17 protein-coding genes are annotated in these 21,631 nt (G+C 58.0%); 6 read left to right on the forward strand and 11 right to left on the reverse strand.

The window, feature by feature from the left end; all coding sequences use genetic code 11:
• Window positions 1–252: 252 nt before the first annotated feature.
• The gene (locus tag ACIGEK_RS02520) at window positions 253–1,899 is read left to right on the forward strand and encodes a Na/Pi cotransporter family protein (protein ID WP_397491805.1); all 1,647 of its coding nucleotides are present in this window, start codon (window positions 253–255) and stop codon (window positions 1,897–1,899) included.
• Between the two features lie 92 nt (window positions 1,900–1,991).
• Here ACIGEK_RS02520 and ACIGEK_RS02525 read toward each other — a convergent pair whose 3' ends face one another.
• Entirely contained in the window at window positions 1,992–2,744 is a 753-nt protein-coding gene (locus ACIGEK_RS02525; protein ID WP_397491806.1) for a M48 family metallopeptidase, read from the reverse strand.
• Between the two features lie 341 nt (window positions 2,745–3,085).
• On the opposite strand from ACIGEK_RS02525, the gene ACIGEK_RS02530 reads away from it, so the two are divergent.
• From ACIGEK_RS02530 to ACIGEK_RS02540, 3 genes are read left to right on the forward strand one after another with little or no spacing between them, the layout of a single operon-like run.
• Window positions 3,086–4,075 carry a hypothetical protein gene (locus ACIGEK_RS02530; protein WP_397491807.1) on the forward strand — a complete coding sequence of 330 codons (990 nt, stop codon included), beginning with the start codon at window positions 3,086–3,088 and terminating at the stop codon, window positions 4,073–4,075.
• 1 nt (window position 4,076) lies between these two features.
• Window positions 4,077–5,327 (forward strand): peptidylprolyl isomerase, encoded by a 1,251-nt coding sequence (locus ACIGEK_RS02535; protein WP_397491808.1) that lies wholly within the window; start codon window positions 4,077–4,079, stop codon window positions 5,325–5,327.
• On the forward strand, window positions 5,324–5,917 hold the full coding sequence (locus ACIGEK_RS02540; protein ID WP_397491809.1) for a hypothetical protein: 594 nt from the start codon (window positions 5,324–5,326) through the stop codon (window positions 5,915–5,917). The genes ACIGEK_RS02535 and ACIGEK_RS02540 overlap by 4 nt, the downstream gene beginning before the upstream one ends.
• A gap of 89 nt (window positions 5,918–6,006) precedes the next feature.
• On the opposite strand, the gene ACIGEK_RS02545 is transcribed toward ACIGEK_RS02540, so the two are convergent.
• The 10 genes from ACIGEK_RS02545 to ACIGEK_RS02590 form a co-directional block, all read right to left on the reverse strand.
• Window positions 6,007–6,573, reverse strand: coding sequence for a hypothetical protein (locus ACIGEK_RS02545; RefSeq protein ID WP_397491810.1), 567 nt, complete (start codon window positions 6,571–6,573; stop codon window positions 6,007–6,009).
• Window positions 6,567–7,040, reverse strand: coding sequence for a hypothetical protein (locus ACIGEK_RS02550; protein WP_397491811.1), 474 nt, complete (start codon window positions 7,038–7,040; stop codon window positions 6,567–6,569). The genes ACIGEK_RS02545 and ACIGEK_RS02550 overlap by 7 nt, the downstream gene beginning before the upstream one ends.
• 30 nt (window positions 7,041–7,070) lie before the next feature.
• Window positions 7,071–8,117, reverse strand: a complete 1,047-nt coding sequence (locus ACIGEK_RS02555) for a hypothetical protein (protein ID WP_397491812.1) — start codon at window positions 8,115–8,117, stop codon at window positions 7,071–7,073.
• Window positions 8,118–8,131: 14 nt separating this feature from the next.
• The gene (locus ACIGEK_RS02560) at window positions 8,132–8,497 is read right to left on the reverse strand and encodes a hypothetical protein (RefSeq protein WP_397491813.1); all 366 of its coding nucleotides are present in this window, start codon (window positions 8,495–8,497) and stop codon (window positions 8,132–8,134) included.
• Between the two features lie 164 nt (window positions 8,498–8,661).
• Complete coding sequence (locus ACIGEK_RS02565) at window positions 8,662–9,258, reverse strand: hypothetical protein (RefSeq protein WP_397493068.1); 597 nt, start codon at window positions 9,256–9,258, stop codon at window positions 8,662–8,664.
• 569 nt (window positions 9,259–9,827) lie between these two features.
• Entirely contained in the window at window positions 9,828–13,136 is a 3,309-nt protein-coding gene (locus ACIGEK_RS02570; RefSeq protein ID WP_397491814.1) for a hypothetical protein, read from the reverse strand.
• Window positions 13,133–15,235, reverse strand: coding sequence for a type VI secretion system tip protein TssI/VgrG (gene tssI / locus ACIGEK_RS02575; RefSeq protein ID WP_397491815.1), 2,103 nt, complete (start codon window positions 15,233–15,235; stop codon window positions 13,133–13,135). The genes ACIGEK_RS02570 and tssI overlap by 4 nt, the downstream gene beginning before the upstream one ends.
• A gap of 190 nt (window positions 15,236–15,425) precedes the next feature.
• Window positions 15,426–15,944: an Hcp family type VI secretion system effector gene (locus ACIGEK_RS02580; protein WP_298136559.1), complete on the reverse strand. Its 519-nt coding sequence runs from the start codon at window positions 15,942–15,944 to the stop codon at window positions 15,426–15,428.
• Window positions 15,945–16,247: 303 nt separating this feature from the next.
• On the reverse strand, window positions 16,248–18,806 hold the full coding sequence (locus ACIGEK_RS02585; RefSeq protein WP_397491816.1) for a TRAP transporter permease: 2,559 nt from the start codon (window positions 18,804–18,806) through the stop codon (window positions 16,248–16,250).
• 109 nt (window positions 18,807–18,915) lie between these two features.
• Entirely contained in the window at window positions 18,916–19,887 is a 972-nt protein-coding gene (locus ACIGEK_RS02590; RefSeq protein ID WP_397491817.1) for a TAXI family TRAP transporter solute-binding subunit, read from the reverse strand.
• A 182-nt stretch (window positions 19,888–20,069) separates the two neighbouring features.
• On the opposite strand from ACIGEK_RS02590, the gene ACIGEK_RS02595 reads away from it, so the two are divergent.
• Window positions 20,070–21,095 (forward strand): AraC family transcriptional regulator ligand-binding domain-containing protein, encoded by a 1,026-nt coding sequence (locus tag ACIGEK_RS02595; protein WP_397491818.1) that lies wholly within the window; start codon window positions 20,070–20,072, stop codon window positions 21,093–21,095.
• 30 nt (window positions 21,096–21,125) lie between these two features.
• Window positions 21,126–21,608, forward strand: a complete 483-nt coding sequence (locus ACIGEK_RS02600; RefSeq protein ID WP_397491819.1) for a hypothetical protein — start codon at window positions 21,126–21,128, stop codon at window positions 21,606–21,608.
• The last annotated feature ends 23 nt before the right edge of the window (window positions 21,609–21,631 follow it).

Raw genomic sequence — 21,631 nt, forward strand, 5'->3', positions numbered from 1 at the left:
TTTGCCGGCCTCCGCCTGCGGAAACTGGCCGAATAGCGCTGCATCTGACACCTGCCAGAGCACTTAACCGTGTTCGCGCGACTGGCGCCAATGTCATTTGACGGCTAAAGCTAAAGGTAGGCTTGGTAAAAAAATAGCTAACCAGGCCATTCACTTAGCCGCGACACCTAATCTTCGGATTCATCGTCGAGCCCTAGGCGTCGCCCCCTGTTGTTGCCCTCTTTGGGGCGACCCGCGTCAGGGAGATGCGCGATGCTGACCCTGCTCAATTTGCTATCCGCCATTGCCCTGCTGATCTGGGGCACCCACATCGTCCGCACCGGCATTCTGCGTGTGTACGGTTCACACCTGCGCAAGGTGCTCAGTAACAACATCAGTAAGCGCCCCATGGCGTTTGCCGCCGGCATTGGCGTCACCGCACTGGTGCAGAGCAGCAACGCCACCGCACTGTTGGTCACCTCCTTCGTTGCTCAAGGCCTGATGGCGCTGACGCCGGCACTGGCGATCATGCTTGGTGCGGATGTCGGCACCGCATTGATGGCGCGGGTGCTGACCTTTGATCTGAGTTGGCTGAGCCCGCTGCTGATCTTTCTCGGGGTGATTTTCTTTCTTTCGCGCAAACAGACCCGTGCCGGCCAGCTCGGTCGCGTCGGTATCGGCTTGGGCTTGATGCTGCTAGCGCTGGAGCTGATCGTCGCAGCCGCCACGCCGATCACCCAGGAACAAGGCATCCGCGTGCTGTTCGCCTCGCTAACTGGCGACCTGATGCTGGATGCCCTGGTGGGTGCACTGTTTGCCCTGATCTCCTATTCCAGCCTGGCAGCCGTGCTGCTCACAGCCATGCTCACCGGTGCCGGGCTGATCAGCCTGCCAGTGGCCATCGGCCTGGTGATCGGCGCAAACATCGGCAGCGGCATCCTGGCCTTCCTCACCAGCAGCCTGCAAACCCCAGCGGGGCGGCGCGTGGCCCTCGGCAGCCTGCTGTACAAGCTGATTGGCCTGTTACTGGTGATGCCCTTTCTCACCCCGCTGGCCAACTGGCTGGACAGCCTGAACTGGCGCCCCGAAGAACTGGTAATTGGCTTTCACGTGCTCTACAACAGCCTGCGCTGCCTACTGATGCTGCCTACCGTTGGGTTGATGGCGCGGTTCTGCAACTGGCTGCTGCCGGATCGCGTCGAGGAAAACGGCGTGGCCCGCCCGCGCCACCTCGACCCTACTGCGCTGTCCACGCCGAGCCTGGCGCTGGCCAATGCAGTGCGCGAAACCCTGCGCATCGGCGACCTGATCGAGACCATGCTCAGCCACCTGCTGGAAGTGCTGCAAGGTGGACAAATCGCCCTAAGCAAGGAGCTACGCCGCCTGGATGACGACGTCGATGCACTCTACAGCGCAGTGAAACTCTATCTCGCGCAGGTGCAGCGCGAAGCCTTGGGTGAACACGACAACCGCCGTTGGGCAGAGATCATCGAGCTGGCAGTCAACCTGGAGCAGGCCGGCGACATCATCGAGCGCATGCTCGGCAAGGTGCAGGATCAGAAGACCGCCCAGCGCCACTCCTTCTCCGACAGCGGCCTGGAAGAGCTCGCCAGTCTGCATCAGCAGCTAACGGCCAACCTGCGCCTGGGGCTTTCGGTATTTCTTTCCGGCGACAAGGAAAGCGCCCGTCAGCTACTGCGCGAGAAACGCCGCTTCCGCGCCCAGGAGCGGCGGTTGGCCCACGCACATGTCGGCCGCTTGCATCATCAAGTGGTGCAGAGCATCGAAACTAGCGGCCTGCACATGGAGTTGATCGCCGATATGAAGCGCCTCAACTCGCTGTTCTGCTCAAGTGCTTACGCAGTACTGGAAACTAGTGAGACAGGGGCGCTGCACAGTCAGGACGCGGCGGATGAGTAATCTGTGGCGGCTTTAGGCAGGGCTGCCAGAGGAGAACCAAAAGGAGCTGACGCTTAAAACAGATGGGGCCGCTACTGCGGCCCCATCGTCGATCACTTCTCGGCAGTGATGCGCTGGCGAATATGCGCGGCGCGTTCAGCCGAGCCTGGGTGGGAGTCGAACATGCTGCTTTCGCCGCCGCCCTGCTGGGCCAACTTGTCGAAGGCGCTGGCCAGACCTTGCAGCGGAATGTTGCGCTTCTTCAGCAAATCAAAAGAGAAGTCGTCGGCGGCGCTTTCCTGAGACTGGGAGAACTGCGCGTTGATCAGCGCCTCACCCAAATCACCCAGTTGCGAGCTGGACAGTGCCATGGCAGCGCTGTTGCCGGAGGAGGCAATCGCGCCACGGGCTACCGACGTAGCGTAAGCCGCCTGCATGGCCTTCTTGGTGTGGCCGAGGGCAACGTGGCCCATCTCGTGGCCCAACACGCCTTCCACTTCGTTGTCGGTCATCAGGTCCATCAGACCGCTGTATACGCGCACGCAACCGTTGGCCATGGCCCAGGCGTTCACTTCATCGGTCAGGTAAACCTTGTAGGTGACTGGCGTGCCATTGACCTGGCTGCCTAGGTTGCTGGCGATCGTCGCCAGGCGCTTGCTGTAGGTGCTATCGGCCGGCGCGATGGGCGACTGAGCGTCCATCTGCACGCAGGCTTCATCGGCCATGGTCTTCACTTCAGCATCGCTGAGCGTGGCGGCCTGCATGGCTTGCAGACCGGTATTGAGCATGGCGTCAGGGCTCATGTTCTGGCAGCCGGACAGCAAGGTAGTGAGCGCAAGGGCGCAAAGGGAGAACTGCAGTTTCATGGTCATCGTCCTTGAGGATTGAGGCAATGGGGTAGCCAGGAGGAGGCGGCGGCCTGGCCGGCGCGGCATTGTCGGTGATATGCGCCGCAGCAATACGAGACACCGCTCACACTCTGCAGCTTGGCTCAGGTCGCCAATGCCTCAGTATCCAGGCAGCTTTGCACCATAGAAACAGCGGCGCGGCACAAGGCGCGCAAGGGAATTGGTCTATACCACCAAACCTTAGTTGGGTTGAGGCAACCCAGTGCATAGGCTTTAAGTTGGCGTGCGGCATTGCAACAGTTTTGCCATCAATGCCCGCTAATACTGCTCAACTCCAACAACAAAAGAGCGCCTTCCCTATGAAAACCCTCACCTCCCTGGTCGTTGGTCTAGGCCTGGCTTTTAGTGCCAGCCATGCCAGCGCCTGGTCGCAACCTACGCACAAGAACATCGTCAAAGACGCCCTGGCCTTCCTCAACTCGGCGCACGCCACGCCCGAGATGAAACGTGCCTACCAGTTCTACGTCGGTGCCGCCGGCAGCGAAGCCCGCGCTGGCGAAATACTCGGCCAAGCAGCCTATGACGTCGATGATTTCCAGGACACCCGCCTGGGTGGCTGGTGGGTCGGTTACGAGCATGCGCCGGTGTATGGCGCCGCCGCATCGTTGGTCAATTACACCTCCTACTGGCACTTCATCAACATGGCCCGCCAGGGCGACGCCCACGGCAATGACCACGGCGGTTACGACTACCGCTATCGCAAGGTGGATGGCAGCTGGAGCGGTGACGTCGACTGGTACGCGATGGTCTACCTGTACAACCGCGAGCTGAAGAAGAGCGACTTCGACACCACTGAAGCGCACTACCGCCAGGGCACTAGTTCCAACTGGCAGACGCACTACGGTGACTTCCAGACGGCGGCTTTCCAGCCCATCGATAACCTGGCCAAGTACTGGTTCGATCAGTTCAAGAACGCCCCATCCCTGCAAACCATCGGTTACTCGCTGCACACCACCGGTGATGTCGCGCAGCCGCACCACGCCTGGGTCACCTCGGGCAACGGTCACTCCGGCTGGGAAGGCTGGGTGGACGACCACTACTTCAGCGAAGGCCTGAACAATATTGCCGCCGTGGCCAACCGGGTTGGCACCTATGACCCGCAGAAGCCGATCCGCGACCTGCTAACCCAGACCGCCCAGGTCGCCTACCAGCGCCCCGAGCCGCTCTACGACACCAGCTACGCCACCCGCCTGCAGGTTGCCAAGGAGCTGATTCCCGAGTCCATCGCCCTCACTGTCAGCGTACTGACCAAGGGCGCCAATACCTTCTACGGCCAGGGTGGCCTGTAAGGTGCGCGCGATAATCCAGCGCAGTTTGCTGGTACTGGGGCTGACCGGCATTTGCCTGTCAGTCCTAGGCAGCCAGGACTTGCGCATCGATGGTGAACGCCTGCCCGGTAAAAGCATCGGCCTGCTGGAACAGGCTATGAGCCGGGTCAAATTCAATACCGACCCACGCCAACTGCGCACCGGCCTGGTCGAGAACCACCTGTTGGCACGCGAGGTCGAGGGGGAGCTGAACAGCACATACCGCAGTGATCTCGATGTGCTGGTCGAGCGTGAATCCGCCAACCTGATCGAACAGGTCTACGGCAAGCAGTTCGACCACGATGTGCGGCCGTTTCTGCGTCAACCGCAGCCACTCAGCAGTGCGCGCTTACGCCAGGTACTCAGTGCGCCGCAACAGGGCGTGGTGCTCGACAGTTTGCAGCTGAGCACCCAGCAACAAGCCGATGCCGCTCAGGTGCAGCTCATCAGCTGGCAGTTCCCCGGCCAGCCCGAGCAACGCCTCAACCTGCTACAGCTGTACCAGGGCGATAACGTGCAAGGCCAGGTCGAGCTGCAACAAGGTAATTTGGTTTACCTGGCGGAACAGGTGCGCCAGCAAGCGCTGCGCGACTACCTCTGGTACCAACTGGGCCAGAAGGGCTTTAGCGCCGATGAACTGGCCGGCGTGCGTCAACTGGTGCGTGACAAGCTGATCCGCCACAAATACCTGCACCAGCAAGGTTTGCACAACGACTTCCACCACGAAACCGAGAGCCTGCGACAACGCGCGCGCCTGGTCAGCGACGCGGATACCGACGCCTATTACCAACGCAACTTGCAGCAGTACCTGAACGTCTCTGAGGTGCAGGCTGCGCATATACGCCTGGCCGATCAGGCCAGCGCTGATCGCGTCTATGCAGAGCTGGAAAAAGGTCTGGGCTTCGATGAAGCCGTAAAGCGTTACTCAATCGCTGAGGACAAAAATCGCACACCGGCCGGCGACCTGGGACTGATTCGCCCGCAGGATGCACAGTTGGATTTTCTGCGTAAAACCGCTCTGCTACAAAAGGCCGGCAGCATTTCCCAACCGATGCTGATCGACGGTGCGTTCGAGATCGTTCAAGTGCGCCAGCGTGAAGACAAGCAATTGCCGCTCAGCGACCCCAGCGTGCGTTACGAGGTCAACCAGGCCGTAGCCAAGGAGCAACTGGCCCGCGAATTCCAGGCCCGCCTGCAAACCTTGCTGAGCAATGCCGAGGTACGAGGGCTATGAAAGGCTGGCTCGGAATTGGCGTGCTCGGCGTGGTGACGGCGGTGACTATCGTGGTCGTTCGCACACCGCAAGCCGATACAGCGCCAGCGCTTACACAACAGGCTATAGCGTCGACTAAGCCATCAATCCGCTTGCCAGAATTACCAGCGGCCATCCCGGTAAAGCAGCCCGTAGCCACTCCAGCGCCAGCCGCAGAACCGGTAGAAACCGCGACCAACGAGCCGCAACTGAATGCTCAGGAAGCGCAAATGCTGATCCAACTCATGGCCGACCAAGGCGACCCGCGCAGTCCAGCCCTGGGCCAACTCAAACCCCGCAAACGGGCCTCCGCTGCGCAACTGGCCGACCCAGCTCAATACAGCGCCTTCGAAGACCAACAAACCCGCGACCAACTCATGGCCTACGCCGGCGGCGTGCAGCAGATCCCCGCCATCCGCGAGCGCATCGAGCAAGCCGCCCAGTCCGGCGAACGCAACCAAACCGAACTCGACGAAGCCCGCGCGGCGCTGGAGCAACTGGAAATGCTGCAGAGCAAGCTGCAGAGGGAGAGGTCGGAGTTGTTACAGGGTTCGCCCCTACAAAAACCTTAATTAGAAAAAAACGGTGACTATAACGATTCAAAGAACCGCATCGTTAGAACAGCTGTACATCAATTCATGAGCCTTAGATAAATAACTGATCACAGATACCGCACATGCTGACTCAGCAGATTAGGGCGGGAGAATGCGTCGAGTTTTTGGATGCGGATTAGCAACTCATCGATGACGTTCTTATAAGTTTCCTTATCCATATCGCGCCAATATCTGGGATTGCGACCCGTCAAACGGTCATGTTCGGCGGTTGTTGGATCAAGCGGGCGGAATTCCTCCCAGGTGGGTATTTCCGGCAACGGATGACTGATATCCATATAGTTTTGCCAAATATCCCAAAGCGCGAAACAAGCCTGCTCCGAACTCTGCAAACCGGTTACCGGCTTGAAATCGATGGCCACTGGCTGATAGCGATGCACCAAGTGCAGGGAGTACTGCGGCAGGCCTTGGCGACTTGGCAGGATATGTACGCAGGCGTCGAACTCATAAAATGGCCGAACGAAATCGCCGTCAATACCTAGATGTGAAAACTGTCCGGGCTTACGCGCAAAAACAGTGACCTGACCGGTTTGTCGATTAAGCTCCCAGAGCGGGCCTTCTGAGGGTTTTAAGATCCAATGACTGGGAAGATGGTAGATGGCTATGTGGCTTAACAACCAACAAAAAAGGGGGATTGGTAATAGCCAGAAGCTAAAAGCATAGACTCGAGAAAAAAATGTTCTAAGGAGTCTGATGTAAAACCCGCTAAAGGAACTTGGATAAATAATAAAATCCCGAGGCCAACGAAAAAAAAGCCTTTACCTAAACTCCACAAATACACCCACATTTGCGTCCAAAGCGATGCATGTGCTCGCCGGTAACAAAGATGATTGCAGGAGTTATGAAAAATCGCTTCATTGCGCTGCCGGATGCCGGGATTCTTTCGTTCATCTTCCTCCAAATCCCGTAGCCGTTCTGGTGAGTATTCATCAACAAAACTGAACGGTGCTATATCTTCCGTATTACCCCAAGGCAAAGTTGTTGTCAGTAATCCTGCATGCTTACGGATTTGCGGCGACTGATTAGGGATATGCCGGGAGTCATAGGCGCCCTCAGCATAGTTGCCGTTAGCAAGGCTATTCAACGATGGCTACCAGCGAATCTAAATATAGGGTCACAGATACCGCACATGCTGGCTCATCAGATTAGGGCGAGAGAATGCGTCGAGTTTTTGGATGCGAATTAGCAACTCATCGATGACGTTTTTATAAGTTTCCTTATCCATATCGCGCCAATACCTGGGATTGCGACCCGTCAAACGGTCATGTTCGGCGGTTGTTGGGTCAAGCGGGCGGAATTCCTCCCAGGTGGGTATTTCCGGCAACGGATGGCTGATATCCATATAGTTCTGCCACATATCCCAGAGCGCAAAACAGGCCTGTTCCGAACTCTGCAAACCGATGACTGGCTTGAAGTCGATGGCTACGGGCTGATAGCGATGCACCAAGTGCAGGGAGTACTGCGGCAGGCCTTGGCGGCTTGGCAGGATATGTACGCAAGCATCGAACTCATAAAACGGCCGAACGAAATCGCCCTCGATACCCAAATGTGCAAACTGTCCAGGCTTACGCGTAAAAACAGTGACCTGGCCGGTTTGTCGATTAAGCTCCCAGAGCGGGCCTTCTGAGGGTTTTAAGATCCAATGACTGGGAAGCCGATATATAGCTATGTGACCTATTAGCCAACAAGAGAGTGTGGGAATAAAAACCCAGCACGCTGAAGTTATTAGGTCATCCACAGCCTCACGCAGTCCTCCTGCTATTTTTATCTCCATATATGCCATTATCGGAACAAATATAAAAAAATACAGGGCAGCTCCGATTAAAGTAAGCGCCCGGCCCAGCCCCCACATGTATAACCATATTTGCGTCCAAAGCGATGCATGCGCCCGTCGGTAGCAACAATGGTTGCAGGCATTATGAAAAATCGCTTCATTGCGCTGACGAGTACCGGGCTTTTTCCGTTCATCTTCCTCCAACTCCCGCAGCCGTTCTGGCGAGTAGTCATCGATAGAACTGAACGGCGCTATATCTTCCGTACTCCCCCAGGGCAGGGTTCTTGTCAGTAACCCAGCTTGCTCGCGAAGCTGTGGCAGCTGCTTGGGGATATTGCGGGAGTCGTAGGCCCCTTCGGCATAGTGGGTTGTAACAGCCGTATTCATGGCGGTGCAGCCTCTTACTCTTGATGGCTTTGTTCATCGGCCCAGAAAGCCTGTTGAGTTGCCGTGTAATTAGGTTTGCCATGCTCACTGGCATTGAAACGCAGGGGGTCTATCGGTGGCGGGGCAGGAAAATGCCATTGCTGCTTGCCATCATCTGCAATCACCTGTGCCCGTACGGCCCAGCTGTAGCGGTGCATGGTAATGCTAATGCCACTGCGCTGGGAGGGAGGTGCTGGCGGTTGCCGGATATACAGATCGAGCCCCGCCGGAGTCTGCTCTTGATACAACAAATAAGCGGGTTTGGGCTTTGCCTTATCCGCAGGTAGGCTGGTATCCAGATAGAAGTTCTGCCCTGGCAGCAACTCTACAGTTTCCACCATGCGATCCCCCCTCGGGCTGGGAGAGCTGCGGTGTAAGCGCTGCCAAATGCCAACACGCATCTGACTGGCCCCCAGGGAGCTGATTAGTCCCGGTAAGTTGCTGGCAATCTCAACAAATAAGTCTGTCCCCTTTTGCGCAGACGGCAATCACCTGCATCCGTCGCCTAAAGCGAAGCATGAATGCCTTTAGCTTGTTGGCTACGGTAGTAGGCTTCGATACTCAAACCTGGGTCGATTTTGGCCTTAAGGATGCACGGCTGTTTTTGCCAGGGGTAGTCCGCTAACTTGGCCCTGAGTTGCTTAGCCTCTTTAGTTACCCAACTGTTGACGTTGAGATCGCGCCAACGGCGCGGCGGCCGTGCATGAGCGGCGTCATGGGCGGCGGTGAGAGGATCAAGGTGGCGGCTCTGCTCGAGAATAGGCAGGTCAGGCAGGGGCTGCTCAACGTCCATATAGCGCTGCAGGGTGTCCCAGAACGCCAGCAGGTTGGCGTGATCCAGGCCCAGACTGTGCACCTTGTTGGCCAGGCACACTTTTGTGTCGCTATAACGATGATGTAACCACAGCACATAGTCGTGCCCGCCATGGGGGGTGACTTGCAGTTGCATGACCGGATCGAATTCGTAGAACGGCGCGACAAAAGGCTTGCGCAGGCGCCGCGCGATTCTCAACATACCGTCGCGGCGATTGAATTCACTGCCATCGTGTTCATAGAAACGGCTATACAACCAAAGCAAGGCATCGGCTCCGATTAGCGCCATAAAAAATAAAAACATGCCGAGCCAGAAGTCAATTTGCTCAGACCAGTAGCCCCAAAGAGCACTCTTATTAAATACAATATTCGCAGCCGTAGCAAAAGCCACTCCCCCCATTAACCAGCAAGCATAAGATTGCCTTTTCGTTCCGAACAAACCGCCTGACACAAGTGCAAGTACAACGCTAAGAAACCCAAAGAACATTGACCCTGCCCCGCTCTTATCTTGAAAATTATCTAAAGAAAATGACCAAAATAATATCGGAAAGAAAAAACACAGCCACTTAAAAACAAATATAACATGGGGAAATTTACTAGTACTCTCAAAGCGCCAACGCTGCGCGTCGCAGAATATATTATTGCTACGCCCCTCCTGTTCCTGCCGCTCATATACTTTATGCAATTCACTGTTGAGCTGGTATTCCACCTCAACAGCCGAATCCAGCCCGGCATAGTGCCCCCAGGTCAATGGCGTATCGACTATCCCACCTTGCTCACGCAACGGCGGCGGCACTCTGGGGAGGCCCTGAGCCCCATAGGCACCTGGGCCGTAGGCCATTCCTTGTTCGTGCATGCTCATGCTTTAAATTCCGCAATTTCAATCTGCCAGTAGGGTACCTCACCCGACTGGGCTTGCTGCTGTGGCAACTGGCGATACGACGCGTTGTAGGGCAGCCAGCGCTTCGGGCTAGGCTGTGGCAGAACCACGTACTGCTTAAGGTTTGTGGGGGTTCCCAGGTGAAATTGGGCAAACACCTTGAGGCGCTGAGTAACCTGACTGCCACGGCGTTGCAGCGGCGTCAGTTGCAACACTGGGTACTGCTTGGGCAGTACATAGAGCACGCTGGCATCATCCAATGGCATGGCCGACACCTTGGCCTCACCGATTGGGCGAGGCTCGACTCGCTCCACATTGAACACACCCGTTAGCGGCAATACGGCCAGTTGTTCGACCGCATGCAGCTGAAAATCCTGCTCGCGCTGGAACATGGCCAGCAACGGCGAGTGCACGGTCACCACCCAGTCCTCCCCCTCCAAGGGTTGAAGGCTTGCACGAACGCACTGGGCACTTAATGAGGGGAGGCGTGTTTCGCGCTCGGCATTCAGGCGCTGCAGCCGCGCCCGCTGAGGTGCCGGCGCTTGGCGCAGCCATTCAGTGAAGCGGGACACCTGAATCCGCGGCTGGCCGAGAATGCCTAACAGCTGCGTGTAGGCAACCTGCGAATCGGCTAAATGAGCGAAGCGCTTGTCGTCCCCCAGCAAGCCATCGAGCAGCCCCACTTGGCCATGCTCACGCCCAAAGGGGCCATTCTTCAGGAGCGCTTCTGCATCACTGTCAACCAGCCAACCGGCGACAATACTGCCGCCGATAAAAAGTACAGCACCGATGCCCAGTACGAACGGGTTGATCGCCATACCCAGTGCATAAGCCGTCCAGGCCGCACCACCGCTGGCGGCAACGCCATAGGCCAAGGCTGCGTCCAGGTCACCCTGGTGCCAGGCACGTTTAGCATCCCACACACTCAAGGCCGTAGTGAAAAGCATGGCGCCACCTGATGCCAGGCGCAAAAACGGCAATCTAGGGCTACCTGTTTGCTCTGTCAGACGCGCAGCCCAGCTGGTGGAGACTCTTGAAACTTCAATGCGCGGCTTGTTCAGCAGCTCAACCAGACCACTCTCAGCGCCCAATACCGGTTTGGCTAGATTACCTAAGGCCACGGCAAGATCTAATTGCGCAGAGCGAACACCCTTTGTATACCGCTCAGAGCCATCTCCTATCTCCTGCAGCAAACCTCTCATCCCATACGCCTGCGCCTGCAAGTTGTATAGCGCGCAGGCCACAGCCACAACCGGCATGCTTGGTGTTCTAGCCAATGTATCGACTTTACGCGCGACATACTCCTTCCAGGCGCGGTACTTACGTACCTCGGGGTGGTCATCCGGGGCGACGATCAAGGTGACCTTGCCTTGATTCTGCAGCACCTTATCGAGCTGGCGAGGGCTGCTGGAGCCGATCACACGTTCTTCGTGGTCAAGAATATTGCCGTACAGATAATTCTGCCGGCTCAGGGTGGTGCGCTCGGCGGGCGTCAGGCCGGACTGCAAGCCGCCGCTGTTGCTGCCAAGAATCTTGAAGTGCTTAGCCTCGGCCTCGGCGGCCGTCATCAACTGTAAGCCCTTCCATTTCGATGACAGTTTGTCCAGCGCACCCAGCGACGGTGCGAACAGTCGGTTGAAGGTGACTTGCATGACCGCACCACTGCTGTTCAATCGCTGAAGGTGAGTGAGTACGCTGACAGAGAAGGTATCCATTAGATCGCTGATCAGGGCGTGCACGTTTTTAAAAACGAGGCCGCGATCGGTGTCCTCTGGTTCGATATCCACCACCCGCAATAAGCTGCTTAGGCCCATGCGCTCTGGCTTTGGTTGGCGCCCCGTGGCGGCTAGAGCCTGCAAACGCTTGACCGGTTCAGGCACGCTGTTTTCATCCGTCACCAGAATGGAGCGGGTAACGGCGTGCTTGCCCTGCAGCAAGCTTTGACTTAAGCGGCCAATACTCTGCTGTAACTCGCGGCCCATGGCGTCGACACACAGCGCGTCAGACTGGACCGGGCTCTTACCCAACGCGTCCAGTGCCTCTGCCAGTAGGGCATAGGGCTCCAATAACCGCTCATCGTGGCTGAAAAACCAGTCTTGAAGCACCACGGCCAAGTCGTTGTTGAATATCCCCACTAAGCGTTTGAGCATCAGTTCCAAGTGCTCGCGGGCTTCGTGTCGCTCTCGCACAAATACCGCTTTGTTCAACTCGTTGATATCCAGATATTCCTGGAATTTCGACAGCGGATTCTCGGCCTTCTGCATAACCGTGCTGTAAACCAACTGTGCATAGCGGCCATTCGGGCGGTGCGGTACCAGGGCGTTAAGCGCAAGCAGGTAAGACTCCGTCTGGCGCGCCTGTGCAGTTGCATGGCGCAACGCGAACAGTGGATCGTGAAGTATCAATCCCACCAGCTTGGGGTAGCCACGCATGGCTTTTTCAGCAAACACATCAGCAGCTGCGGTGATCGCCGGAAGTGGCGCGGGAGGTGCGCTTTTATCATGGCTTGCCAACTCAGTAAGCGTGCTCTGTAGCTTGGCGACCCATTCAGTGGGCGGAATGGCTGCCAGTGAGGGCGTGTACGTAGCCGGGTCAGCCAACGCGCTTTCAACATTGAAGTCGCGCGGGCGAAGCCCTTCGGCATGCTTGTCGATGACAACAATTGGCATGGCCTGCGTCGTGCGCCACTGCTCACCCCCGGCTACAGCCGCAGACCAAGCAGGGCCGAAGGACTGGAGTCGCTTTTGCACCCGGCTGCTATTGCCCTCAAGCCAAGTGATGTACTCCCAAGTCCAGGGCAACTCGCTGTAGGCCATCGTGTAGTCATTACCCACGAAATGCCCCTGGAGCAGCATAGGCACTAAGATCAGCGACAACGGCGTGCATGCGGCGGGACGGTCATCAGCAGACCTGCCCTGGTCCGCCTGTTTGCGCCAATAGCCGACATCGACGTCACTCAGATTGCCTTTACCGTCGCAGAGCAGCTCGCGCCAGAGCTTGCCAGCCTGGAAAACGTAAATACGGCCAGGGCGAGGCAAGCCTCCTTTGGGCGCCTTGTCGTATTGGTCGTGGCCAGGTAAACGGGCCAGGGGAACAATTGCCAGCAATGTATTCTGCTGGATGTCCCTTTCTTCCTCGTGACTGCGCATGTTGTACGCGATGGGTATACGTAATTTCCCGCCATCTGTACGCGTGAGATTGATTGTCAGCTGGGCACGCCGTGCGTTGTCGTAGTCAGTCCGCTTGCGTGTGCCCTGCTCGATACTCTCGTCCTTGAGCTCGCTCATACCTCACCCTCCGGGTCGTGTAGCTCTATCTGCCCGCCCATGGCCGGATCGCCCCATACGTCAACGATCAGCTGCTCAGGGCCCTTTTCGCGGCTATTCGCAGGTAGCACCGCAATGGGTACTGGCGAGTTAACCTGCGCTTGGCCGGTTCGCTCACCGGTTGGTGCGGTATCTGCGGGTTTGGGAATAACCGGCAACACCGGCGCCGCCCCCGACCCGCTCCCCGGCGCGCCGCCGGAGTTGATTTTGATGACCGGGCCGACCAGGGTGATGCCGCTGGCATCCAGCTTGATAAAGCTGCCGGCGGCTTTGAAGGTGAGCTCGCTGCCGGCTTCGAGCACGACTTTTTGGCCGCTGGAGAGGTGGATTTCCTGCCCGGCGTTGATAAATTGGCCGGTGCCGATTTTGATGTGCTGGTTGTTACCGACAGTGAGGTGGTCGTTGGCTTTGATTTCGCTCTTGCGGTCGGCATGGGTGGTGCGGTGTTCTTCGGCTTTGAATTCGCTGTAGCTGTTGGCTTCGACGGTGTCGTGGCGTTCGTTGCCGATGCGGATTTTCTGGTCGTGCTCGATGTTCTCGTCCCAGTCGCGCTCGGCGTGTATGTAGATCTGTTCGGCGCCCTTTTTGTCTTCGATACGCAGCTCGTTATAGCCGCCACCGCCGGGGCTGCTGAGGGTTTTGAACAGGCTGCGGGTTTTGTTCGCCGGCAGGTCGTAAGGCACCACGTGTTCGGCGTGGTACAGACAGCCGGTGACCAGCGGTTGATCGGGGTCGCCTTCGAGGAAGGTGATCAGCACTTCCATGCCAACCCGTGGAATGGCGATGCCGCCGTAGCGGTCGCCGGCCCAACTTGAGCTCACGCGCAGCCAGCAACTGGTTTTATCGTCGGCCTGGCCTTCGCGGTCCCAGAAGAATTGCACCTTGATCCGGCCGTATTCATCACAGTGGATTTCTTCGCCCGGAGGCCCGGTGACCACGGCGCTTTGGCTGCCGAGGATGCGCGGTTTTGGGTGGTTGAGCGCTGGGCGGTAGAGCACCGTCCAGGGGGTGGCGGTAAAACGATTGCGATAGCCCTGCTGGAAGCCATCGCGGACTTCGGTGTGGCTGGTGACGGACTCTTCCAGCACTTGCGGCTGTTTGCCCTCGTGGTGAATTTCGGTCAGCAGCCAAAGGTCGTTCCAGCTGGCGCGCGGGTGCTCGGTCAGGGCGAGGAAGTGGCCGCTGACCAACAGCGGTTGATCACCGTCGCCATGGGCTTGTTCGAAATCGTGACGATGGCGTTCCAGCGCGCGCTGGCTGAGGTGTTTGCCGCGCTCACGGTCGACGAATCGGCCGGGGTAGTCGTAATCCTCAAGGTCGGGTTTGAATTCGCTCTTAGCGTCCGCTTCCATCAGCAGCTTGGGCTTTTCAAAGTCGTAGTCGCGGCGGGTCACCCGGCTGGTGCGGGTTTCCACGCGCACGCCAAAACGTTTGATCACCGGGTCATCGGCGACCAGGCCGCTGTCCTGCTGATAGGCGGTTGGGGCGAGTTTGGGGAAGACGGTTTGGTCATCGCCAAAGGTCAGCACATGTCCCTGGGCGCTGTGCTGGAAGTGGTAGTGGATACCCTCTTCCTCGCACAGGCGCTGAACGAAGTGCAGGTCGGATTCGTCGTACTGCACGCAGTACTCGCGCTCGGGGTAAATCGAGCCGAGTTGAAATTGGTAGGCGTTGGCCTGAATGCCGTGCTCTTCAAGCACTTGGCTGATGATCTTTTCCACCGTGAGGTGCTGAAAGATGCGCTGGTTGGTGCGGTGTGTCAGATAAGCCAATTGCGGACGCAAGGTCACGTGATAACGGGTCAGGCGTTTACCTGAATCGCCTTGGGCGGCGCGGTAGATTTGCCCGTGAATGCCATGGCCGGCTTGGTCGAAGGTGAGAAAAGCGGCTTGGTGCAGCAGGCTTTCCAGGTCGAGGTCAGGACGTTCGCTGACCAACTCCAGTTCAAACTCGAAGGGCTGACTGATCGCCTCGCGACCGTTGAATTCGAGCACCTGTAGATCGTGGCTAACGCCTTCGATGCTCAGGCTGAAATGAGTCTGGTTGGCGGCGGCGAACATTCGTTGTTCCTCTTGTTTCGTTCCATGAATCAAACCACTGCGCATTTCTAACCCAGGCCTGGCCTGACAGCCGTGCGTGTTCGCGGTTTTGCGCGATGCCTATCAGTGTTTGGCGAAGCAGGTCTCACTGGAAACGCAGCGGCCAGGACAATGCCTGGCCGCTGCGGTGTCGTACGAACTCAGCCAGTGCTTAGGCGGAGATCGGGGTACGCCAGTCGTCAGAGCCGGAAGTACCGGAGACTTCGTGGGTCCAGACGATTTTGCGGTAGGTGAAATACACGTCTTCCAGGTGAGTGAAGTGCGACATGCCTGGATCTTGGCAGTTCGGCATACGCGACTGCACGTCAACGATCACGGCATCTTCCAGCTCAATGGTGAAGTAGTGCTCTTGAGTACCAGTGGAGGAGGTGCGGTACCACTCCAGACGGCACTTGTTCAGACGCTCACCGGAGGTCAGGGAGTTGAAGATCAGCGGCGAGGACTTATCGAAAACTTTGGTGATCATCAGCGGCTTGTGTACGCGCTGGCCAGTCGGCTGACCGGACTGCGGATCACGCGGGATGATGACCTGGTGGTTGAAGGCTTGAACCAGAATCTGGTCTTCGTGACCTTCCTGGAAGATGTTACCGACGGAATCTTCGGTGAAGGTGCCAGCGGTGATCAGGCCTTGCTTGGTGCCTTCGAGGGACAGATACGCGGGTGTTGGCATGAGTGCTTTCCTTGCCTTGGGTCATGGATCTGCAGCGATCCGGGAATCACCCATATAGCGACAAGCATGCCAGATAAATAAAAGCCTTATAAATCAGTTATTTACGATTAACGCGAGCACAGATATCAATGCGCTGTGCGCCAGTTCACTGAAAGCTGAGCAAGTTATTGCGCAAGGTTGCGCAAGTTATTGCGCAGCGCACTCAAAGCCAGTGTTTAAAGGGCTTGCAGACGGATACTCGCAGACTTATCAACAGCCTGCTGCGCAATAATTTGCGCAGCAGACTGACGCTTCAGGCTCGGTTCAAGCCGCGCCGTTAGCCCGCCGGCGACGCTGCAACCAGACCACCAAGGCGAATAGCAGGAAACCAGGAATCCACATCAATTCCTTGATCCAACGATCCGTTGGGGCGCGCACCTTGAGGATTTCCTGATCGAACTCCAGGCCAGCTTCGGCTGCCGGGCTGCCGAAGGTGACGCTGTCGACCAGCACCTTGCCGCCCTCTTCATAGGTCAGCAGGCCGAGCTTCTCCAAACGCTCTGCGCCGCTGGCGCCTTCCGGTACGGGCAGCAGCAGGCTGAATTCGCGGGCATCACCGACCGCATCCTCACCTTTGATGCGCAGACGCAGCTGGCTGCCATCGGCCACATCACCGAGAGCCTGGGCCAATTGTGCTGGCGGGATGTCGCGGTAAGGGTCATGCACGATGTCCATCCAGAAGCCCGGACGGAACAGGGTGAAGGCCACCAACAGCAGCAACACGTTCTCGTACCAGCGGCTGCGCACCAGGAAATAGCCCTGGCTGCCGGCCGCAAAGATCAGCATGGCGACAGTGGCGATGATAAAGATCAGCACGCCGTGCCAGAAATCCACATCGATCAGCAGCAGATCGGTGTTGAAAATAAACAGGAACGGCAAGATCGCCGTACGCAGGCTGTAGTAGAACGCTTGAATCCCGGTCTTGATCGGGTCGCCCTTGGACACTGCCGCAGCAGCGAACGAAGCCAGACCTACCGGCGGTGTCACGTCGGCCATGATGCCGAAGTAGAAGACGAACAGGTGCACGGCAATCAGCGGCACGATCAAGCCGTTCTGCTGGCCGAGGGTGACGATCACCGGCACCAGCAGGCTGGACACCACGATGTAGTTGGCAGTGGTCGGCAGGCCCATGCCCAGCACCAGGCTGAAAATTGCGGTAAGCACCAGCATCAGCAGCAGGTTGCCCATCGACAGCAGCTCGACCAAGTCAGCCAATACCAGGCCAACCCCGGTTTGCGACACCGCGCCGACGATCACCCCGGCAGCTGCCGTGGCAATGCCGATGCCAATCATATTGCGCGCACCGGCAATCAGGCCTTCACGCAAGTCGATCACGCCGTCCATAAACGAGCCGTGAGCATGCGTGCCATCGGTGCGCAGCCAGGTCAGCAACGGGCGCTGGGTTAGCAGGATGATCACCAGCATCACACTGCCCCAGAAGGCCGACAGGCCGGGAGACAGGCGCTCAATCATCAGACACCACACCAGCACCACCACCGGCAGCAGAAAATGCAGACCAGAGAGCAGTACAGCGCGGGTTTGCGGCAGTTTATCGAGCGGCGCGTCCGGGTCTTCGGCTGGTAGCACCGGCACGCTGGCGGCGATTTTCAACAGGCCCAGATAAACCAGCGCCAGCAGCGCGCCGACTCCCGGCAGGGCGTATTCACCCAACGCTGGCTTGAGCCAACCCAGGCCGTAATACACCGCCAGCGACAGGCCGCTGATCAGCGCCGCACCAAAGGCGAAGCCGGTCAGGCGGCGCAGCCAGGGTTTGGGCTGATGCCCGGGCACCGGTTGCAGGCCGAGCTTGAGCGATTCCAGGTGGACGATATACAGCAGCGCGATATAGGAAATCGCTGCCGGCAGGAAGGCGTGCTTGATGATCTCGACATAGGGCATGCCGATGTACTCAACCATCAAAAAGGCCGCGGCGCCCATCACTGGCGGCATGATCTGGCCATTCACCGACGAGGCTACTTCCACCGCGCCGGCCTTCTCGGCCGAGAAGCCAGTGCGTTTCATCATCGGGATGGTGAAGGTGCCAGTGGTGACCACGTTGGCAATCGACGAACCGGAAATCAGCCCGGTCAAGCCGGACGCAACCACTGCGGCCTTGGCTGGGCCACCACGGAAGTGGCCGAGCATGCTGAAGGCCAGCTGAATAAAGTAATGCCCCGCCCCCGCGCGCTCGAGCAAGGCGCCGAACAGCACAAAGAGAAACACGAAGCTGGTGGATACGCCGAGGGCGATGCCGAACACCCCTTCGGTAGTGATCCACTGGTGGTTGGCCATGGCATTGAAGCTGACCCCACGGTGCGCCAGCATCCCCGGCATATAGGGCCCGGCCAGGCTGTAGACCAAGAACAGTACGGCGATGATCGCCAGCGGCGGGCCGAGCACCCGACGGGTGGCTTCCAGCAGCAACGGGATGCCGATACACGCGGTGAGCATATCCGCGGTGGTCAGGCTGCCCGGACGTAAAGCCAGCTGCTGGTAGAAAATAAACAGATAGGCGGCGCTGGAAGCAGCGACCAAGCCTAGAGCGATATCCAGCAGCGGCACACGGTCGCGCGGCGACTTCTTAAACGCCGGGTAGGCGAGGAAGGCCAGCAACAAGGCAAATGCCAGATGGATAGAGCGGGTTTCGGTGTCGTTGAACACACCAATGCCAAAGACAAACGGCAGTGGCGAAGCGATCCACAGTTGAAACAGCGACCAGAGCAGGGCCAGGCCGGTGATTACCTGGGCCATCGCCCCCAGTGGGGTACGCGCACCGACATCCTGGGCGATCAGTTCTTCGGTGGACAGTTGCTTGTCATGCATGGGTCGAACCTGCATTCGAGAGTACGGAAACGGCAAAACCCGCAGCCTTACAGCTGCGGGTTTGCTTATCTAGAGACGCTAGCCTGTTTGGGCGGGCAGCGTAGGCTGCTTACAGCCAGCCGCGCTCTTTGTAGTAACGCACGGCACCTTCGTGCAGCGGTGCGCTGAGGCCGACTTTGATCATGTCTTCTTCTTTCAGGTCGGCAAATGCAGGGTGCAGACGCTTGAAGCGATCAATGTTGTCGAATACCGATTTAACCAGCTGGTAAACCACTTCCGGGCTGGCCTTGGCCGAGGTGGAAAGCACCGCTTTGCCGCCAATCGATGGAGTTGGCGCGTCGTTGCCCTTGTACACGCCGCCTGGGATATCAGCCTTGGTGTAGTAGCTCTTCTCAGCCAGCAGCTTATCGATTTCCGCACCGGTCACCGGCACCAGCACCGCGTCGGTGGTAGTGGTGGCTTCCTGGATGGCGCCATTTGGATGGCCAACGAAGTAGGTCATCGCATCGATATTGTTGTCGCCCAGAGCAGAAGCCTGCTCGGCCGGCTTCAATTCGGCCGCCAGGGAGAACGCAGAGCGGTCCCAACCTTTGACCTGCATGATCTCTTCCAGGGTGTCGCGCTGACCGGAACCTGGGTTGCCGATATTGACGCGTTTGCCTTTGAGGTCATCGAAGCTGGCGATGTTGGCGTCACGGCGAGCAAGGATGGTGAACACTTCGCTCTGCAGCGAGAACACTGCGCGAATGTCATCCATCGCGCCTTCTTTCTCGAACGGCGCTACGCCCTTCATGGCCTTGAACTGGTGGTCCGACTGCATGATGCCGAAATTGAATTCGCCGCTGCGGATGCCGTTGACGTTGGCCACGCCGCCGCCACTGGCTGGAGCGTTGCACTTGATGCCGTGCTCAGCCGCACCGCGATTGAGGAAACGGCAGATCGATTGGCCGGCAACGTAATAAACGCCAGTTTGGCCACCGGTGCCGATGGTGACGAATTGCTCTTCGGCCTGTACGGCGCTGCTCAGGGTAATACCTGCGAGTGCAGCCGACAGGGCCCATGCCAGGGATTTACCTTTCATGGGAGTTCTCCTTTTCTGTTTATTTTTGAACCGGCCGCACCTTTTGAGTGCGCCCGGAAGGACAAGAGTCTAACCGCTCAGCCACAGGTTGCACGGAGTAATGCCGACGCCCCTGGTAACCAAGTGTTTAGCTAGACGTCTTAACGCTACCGCCAAGCCACAGCTTTGGGCAGAATCAGACCATGCCCAAGCACACACTCGACTCACAACACACCTCGGTCAGCGCCAGCATCACCCTCGCGGTGCTGCATGCTGCCAGCCGCCTGGGCGTTGATCGCACCCAATTGATGAGCACCTGTGAGCTGCATGACAGCCAACTCAGCGACCCCGATGCGCGCGTACCCTTCGCCACTCAGGAACAACTCTGGCAACAGCTTAGTCGCATCGAACATGCCGAACCTGGCCTGGCCCTGGGCTGCAACCTCGCCCCCGGCCCGTTCAGCGTGCTCGGTTACCTGTTGCAGAGTAGCCCGACCCTCGGCGACGCGCTGGCCGCTGGGCTGCGCTATCAGCGTCTGGTGGGTGAAGGCGGCGAGGTGCAGTTACGCGAGCAGGGCGATGAATTGCAGCTGTTGTATCGCCCGCTGCACCCCGAGCTGCCAGCCACCCGCACCCGTGTGCTGGCGCTGATGGCTTGCTGGGTGCAGATGCTGCATCCGCTGCTGGATAACTGGCAGCTGCTGCGCGCGCAATTTGTGCACCCAGAGCCACCAACGCTGGACAGTTACACCGCGACCTTCGCCTGCCCGCTGCAGTTTGCCGCCAGTGATTACGGCATTGTCCTGCCGCGCAGCCTGGCCAGCGCCCCGCTGATCCAGGCCAACCCGCCGTTGCAAACCCTGTTGCGCCAACATGCCGAAGCCCTGCTCGCGCGCCTGCCCAGCGAAGGGCTAAGCGCACGGGTAGTGGCTTTACTCGGCGAACAACTGGCGCGTGGCGAGCCAGATCGCAGCGAACTGGCGCGCCACCTGCACCTGAGCGAACGCACCCTGCAACGGCGCCTGGCCGACGAAGGTCGCAACTACCAGCAACTGCTTAACGACACGCGCCAGCAACTGGCCGAACAACACCTGAGCACCGGCGACTTACCCGCCGCAGAAATCGCCCTGCTGCTCGGTTACTCGGAGCCCAGCGTGTTCTTCCGCGCGTTTCGTCAATGGACCGGATTAACGCCGGGTGAATATCGGGCGCAACAGAAAGTCCAATAACTATCTATTAAGTATCTTCAAGGGAGCAACATGGAGCTTAAAGTAGGAAACTTCACCTTCGGAAGGTGCGACAAAATTGCTGCAGAATGGATGCATCAACACGGCCAAGTTTTACTGAAGTATTCTTTATCGATCATATTTATTTGGCTTGGTGCACTGAAACCGCTTGGCTTGAGCCCAGTAAATGATCTGGTAACCAACACAATAACCTGGCTTCCTCCCGACATCTTTATCCCTATCCTGGGGTACTGGGAGATTGCCATCGGTATATGCCTGCTTTTTAGACCACTCCTGAGAGTTGCCCTGACCCTACTGTTCTTACAGTTGTTCGGGACTATCCTGCCGTTATTTGTATTGCCTGAAGTCTGCTTTATAAAATTCCCCTATGCCTTAACTCTTGAAGGGCAATACATAATTAAAAATTGCGTGATCTTGAGCGCGGCCCTTGTGGTTGGCGGCGGCTTAAGCAAGGACAGCTCGCTGCATACCAACCAATGTGTTCAAGAAACCTAACGTGCGTTCAAGTCGCTAGCGAG

This window comes from Pseudomonas sp. NPDC079086 (assembly GCF_044542155.1).
Taxonomy (GTDB): Bacteria; Pseudomonadota; Gammaproteobacteria; order Pseudomonadales; family Pseudomonadaceae; genus Aquipseudomonas.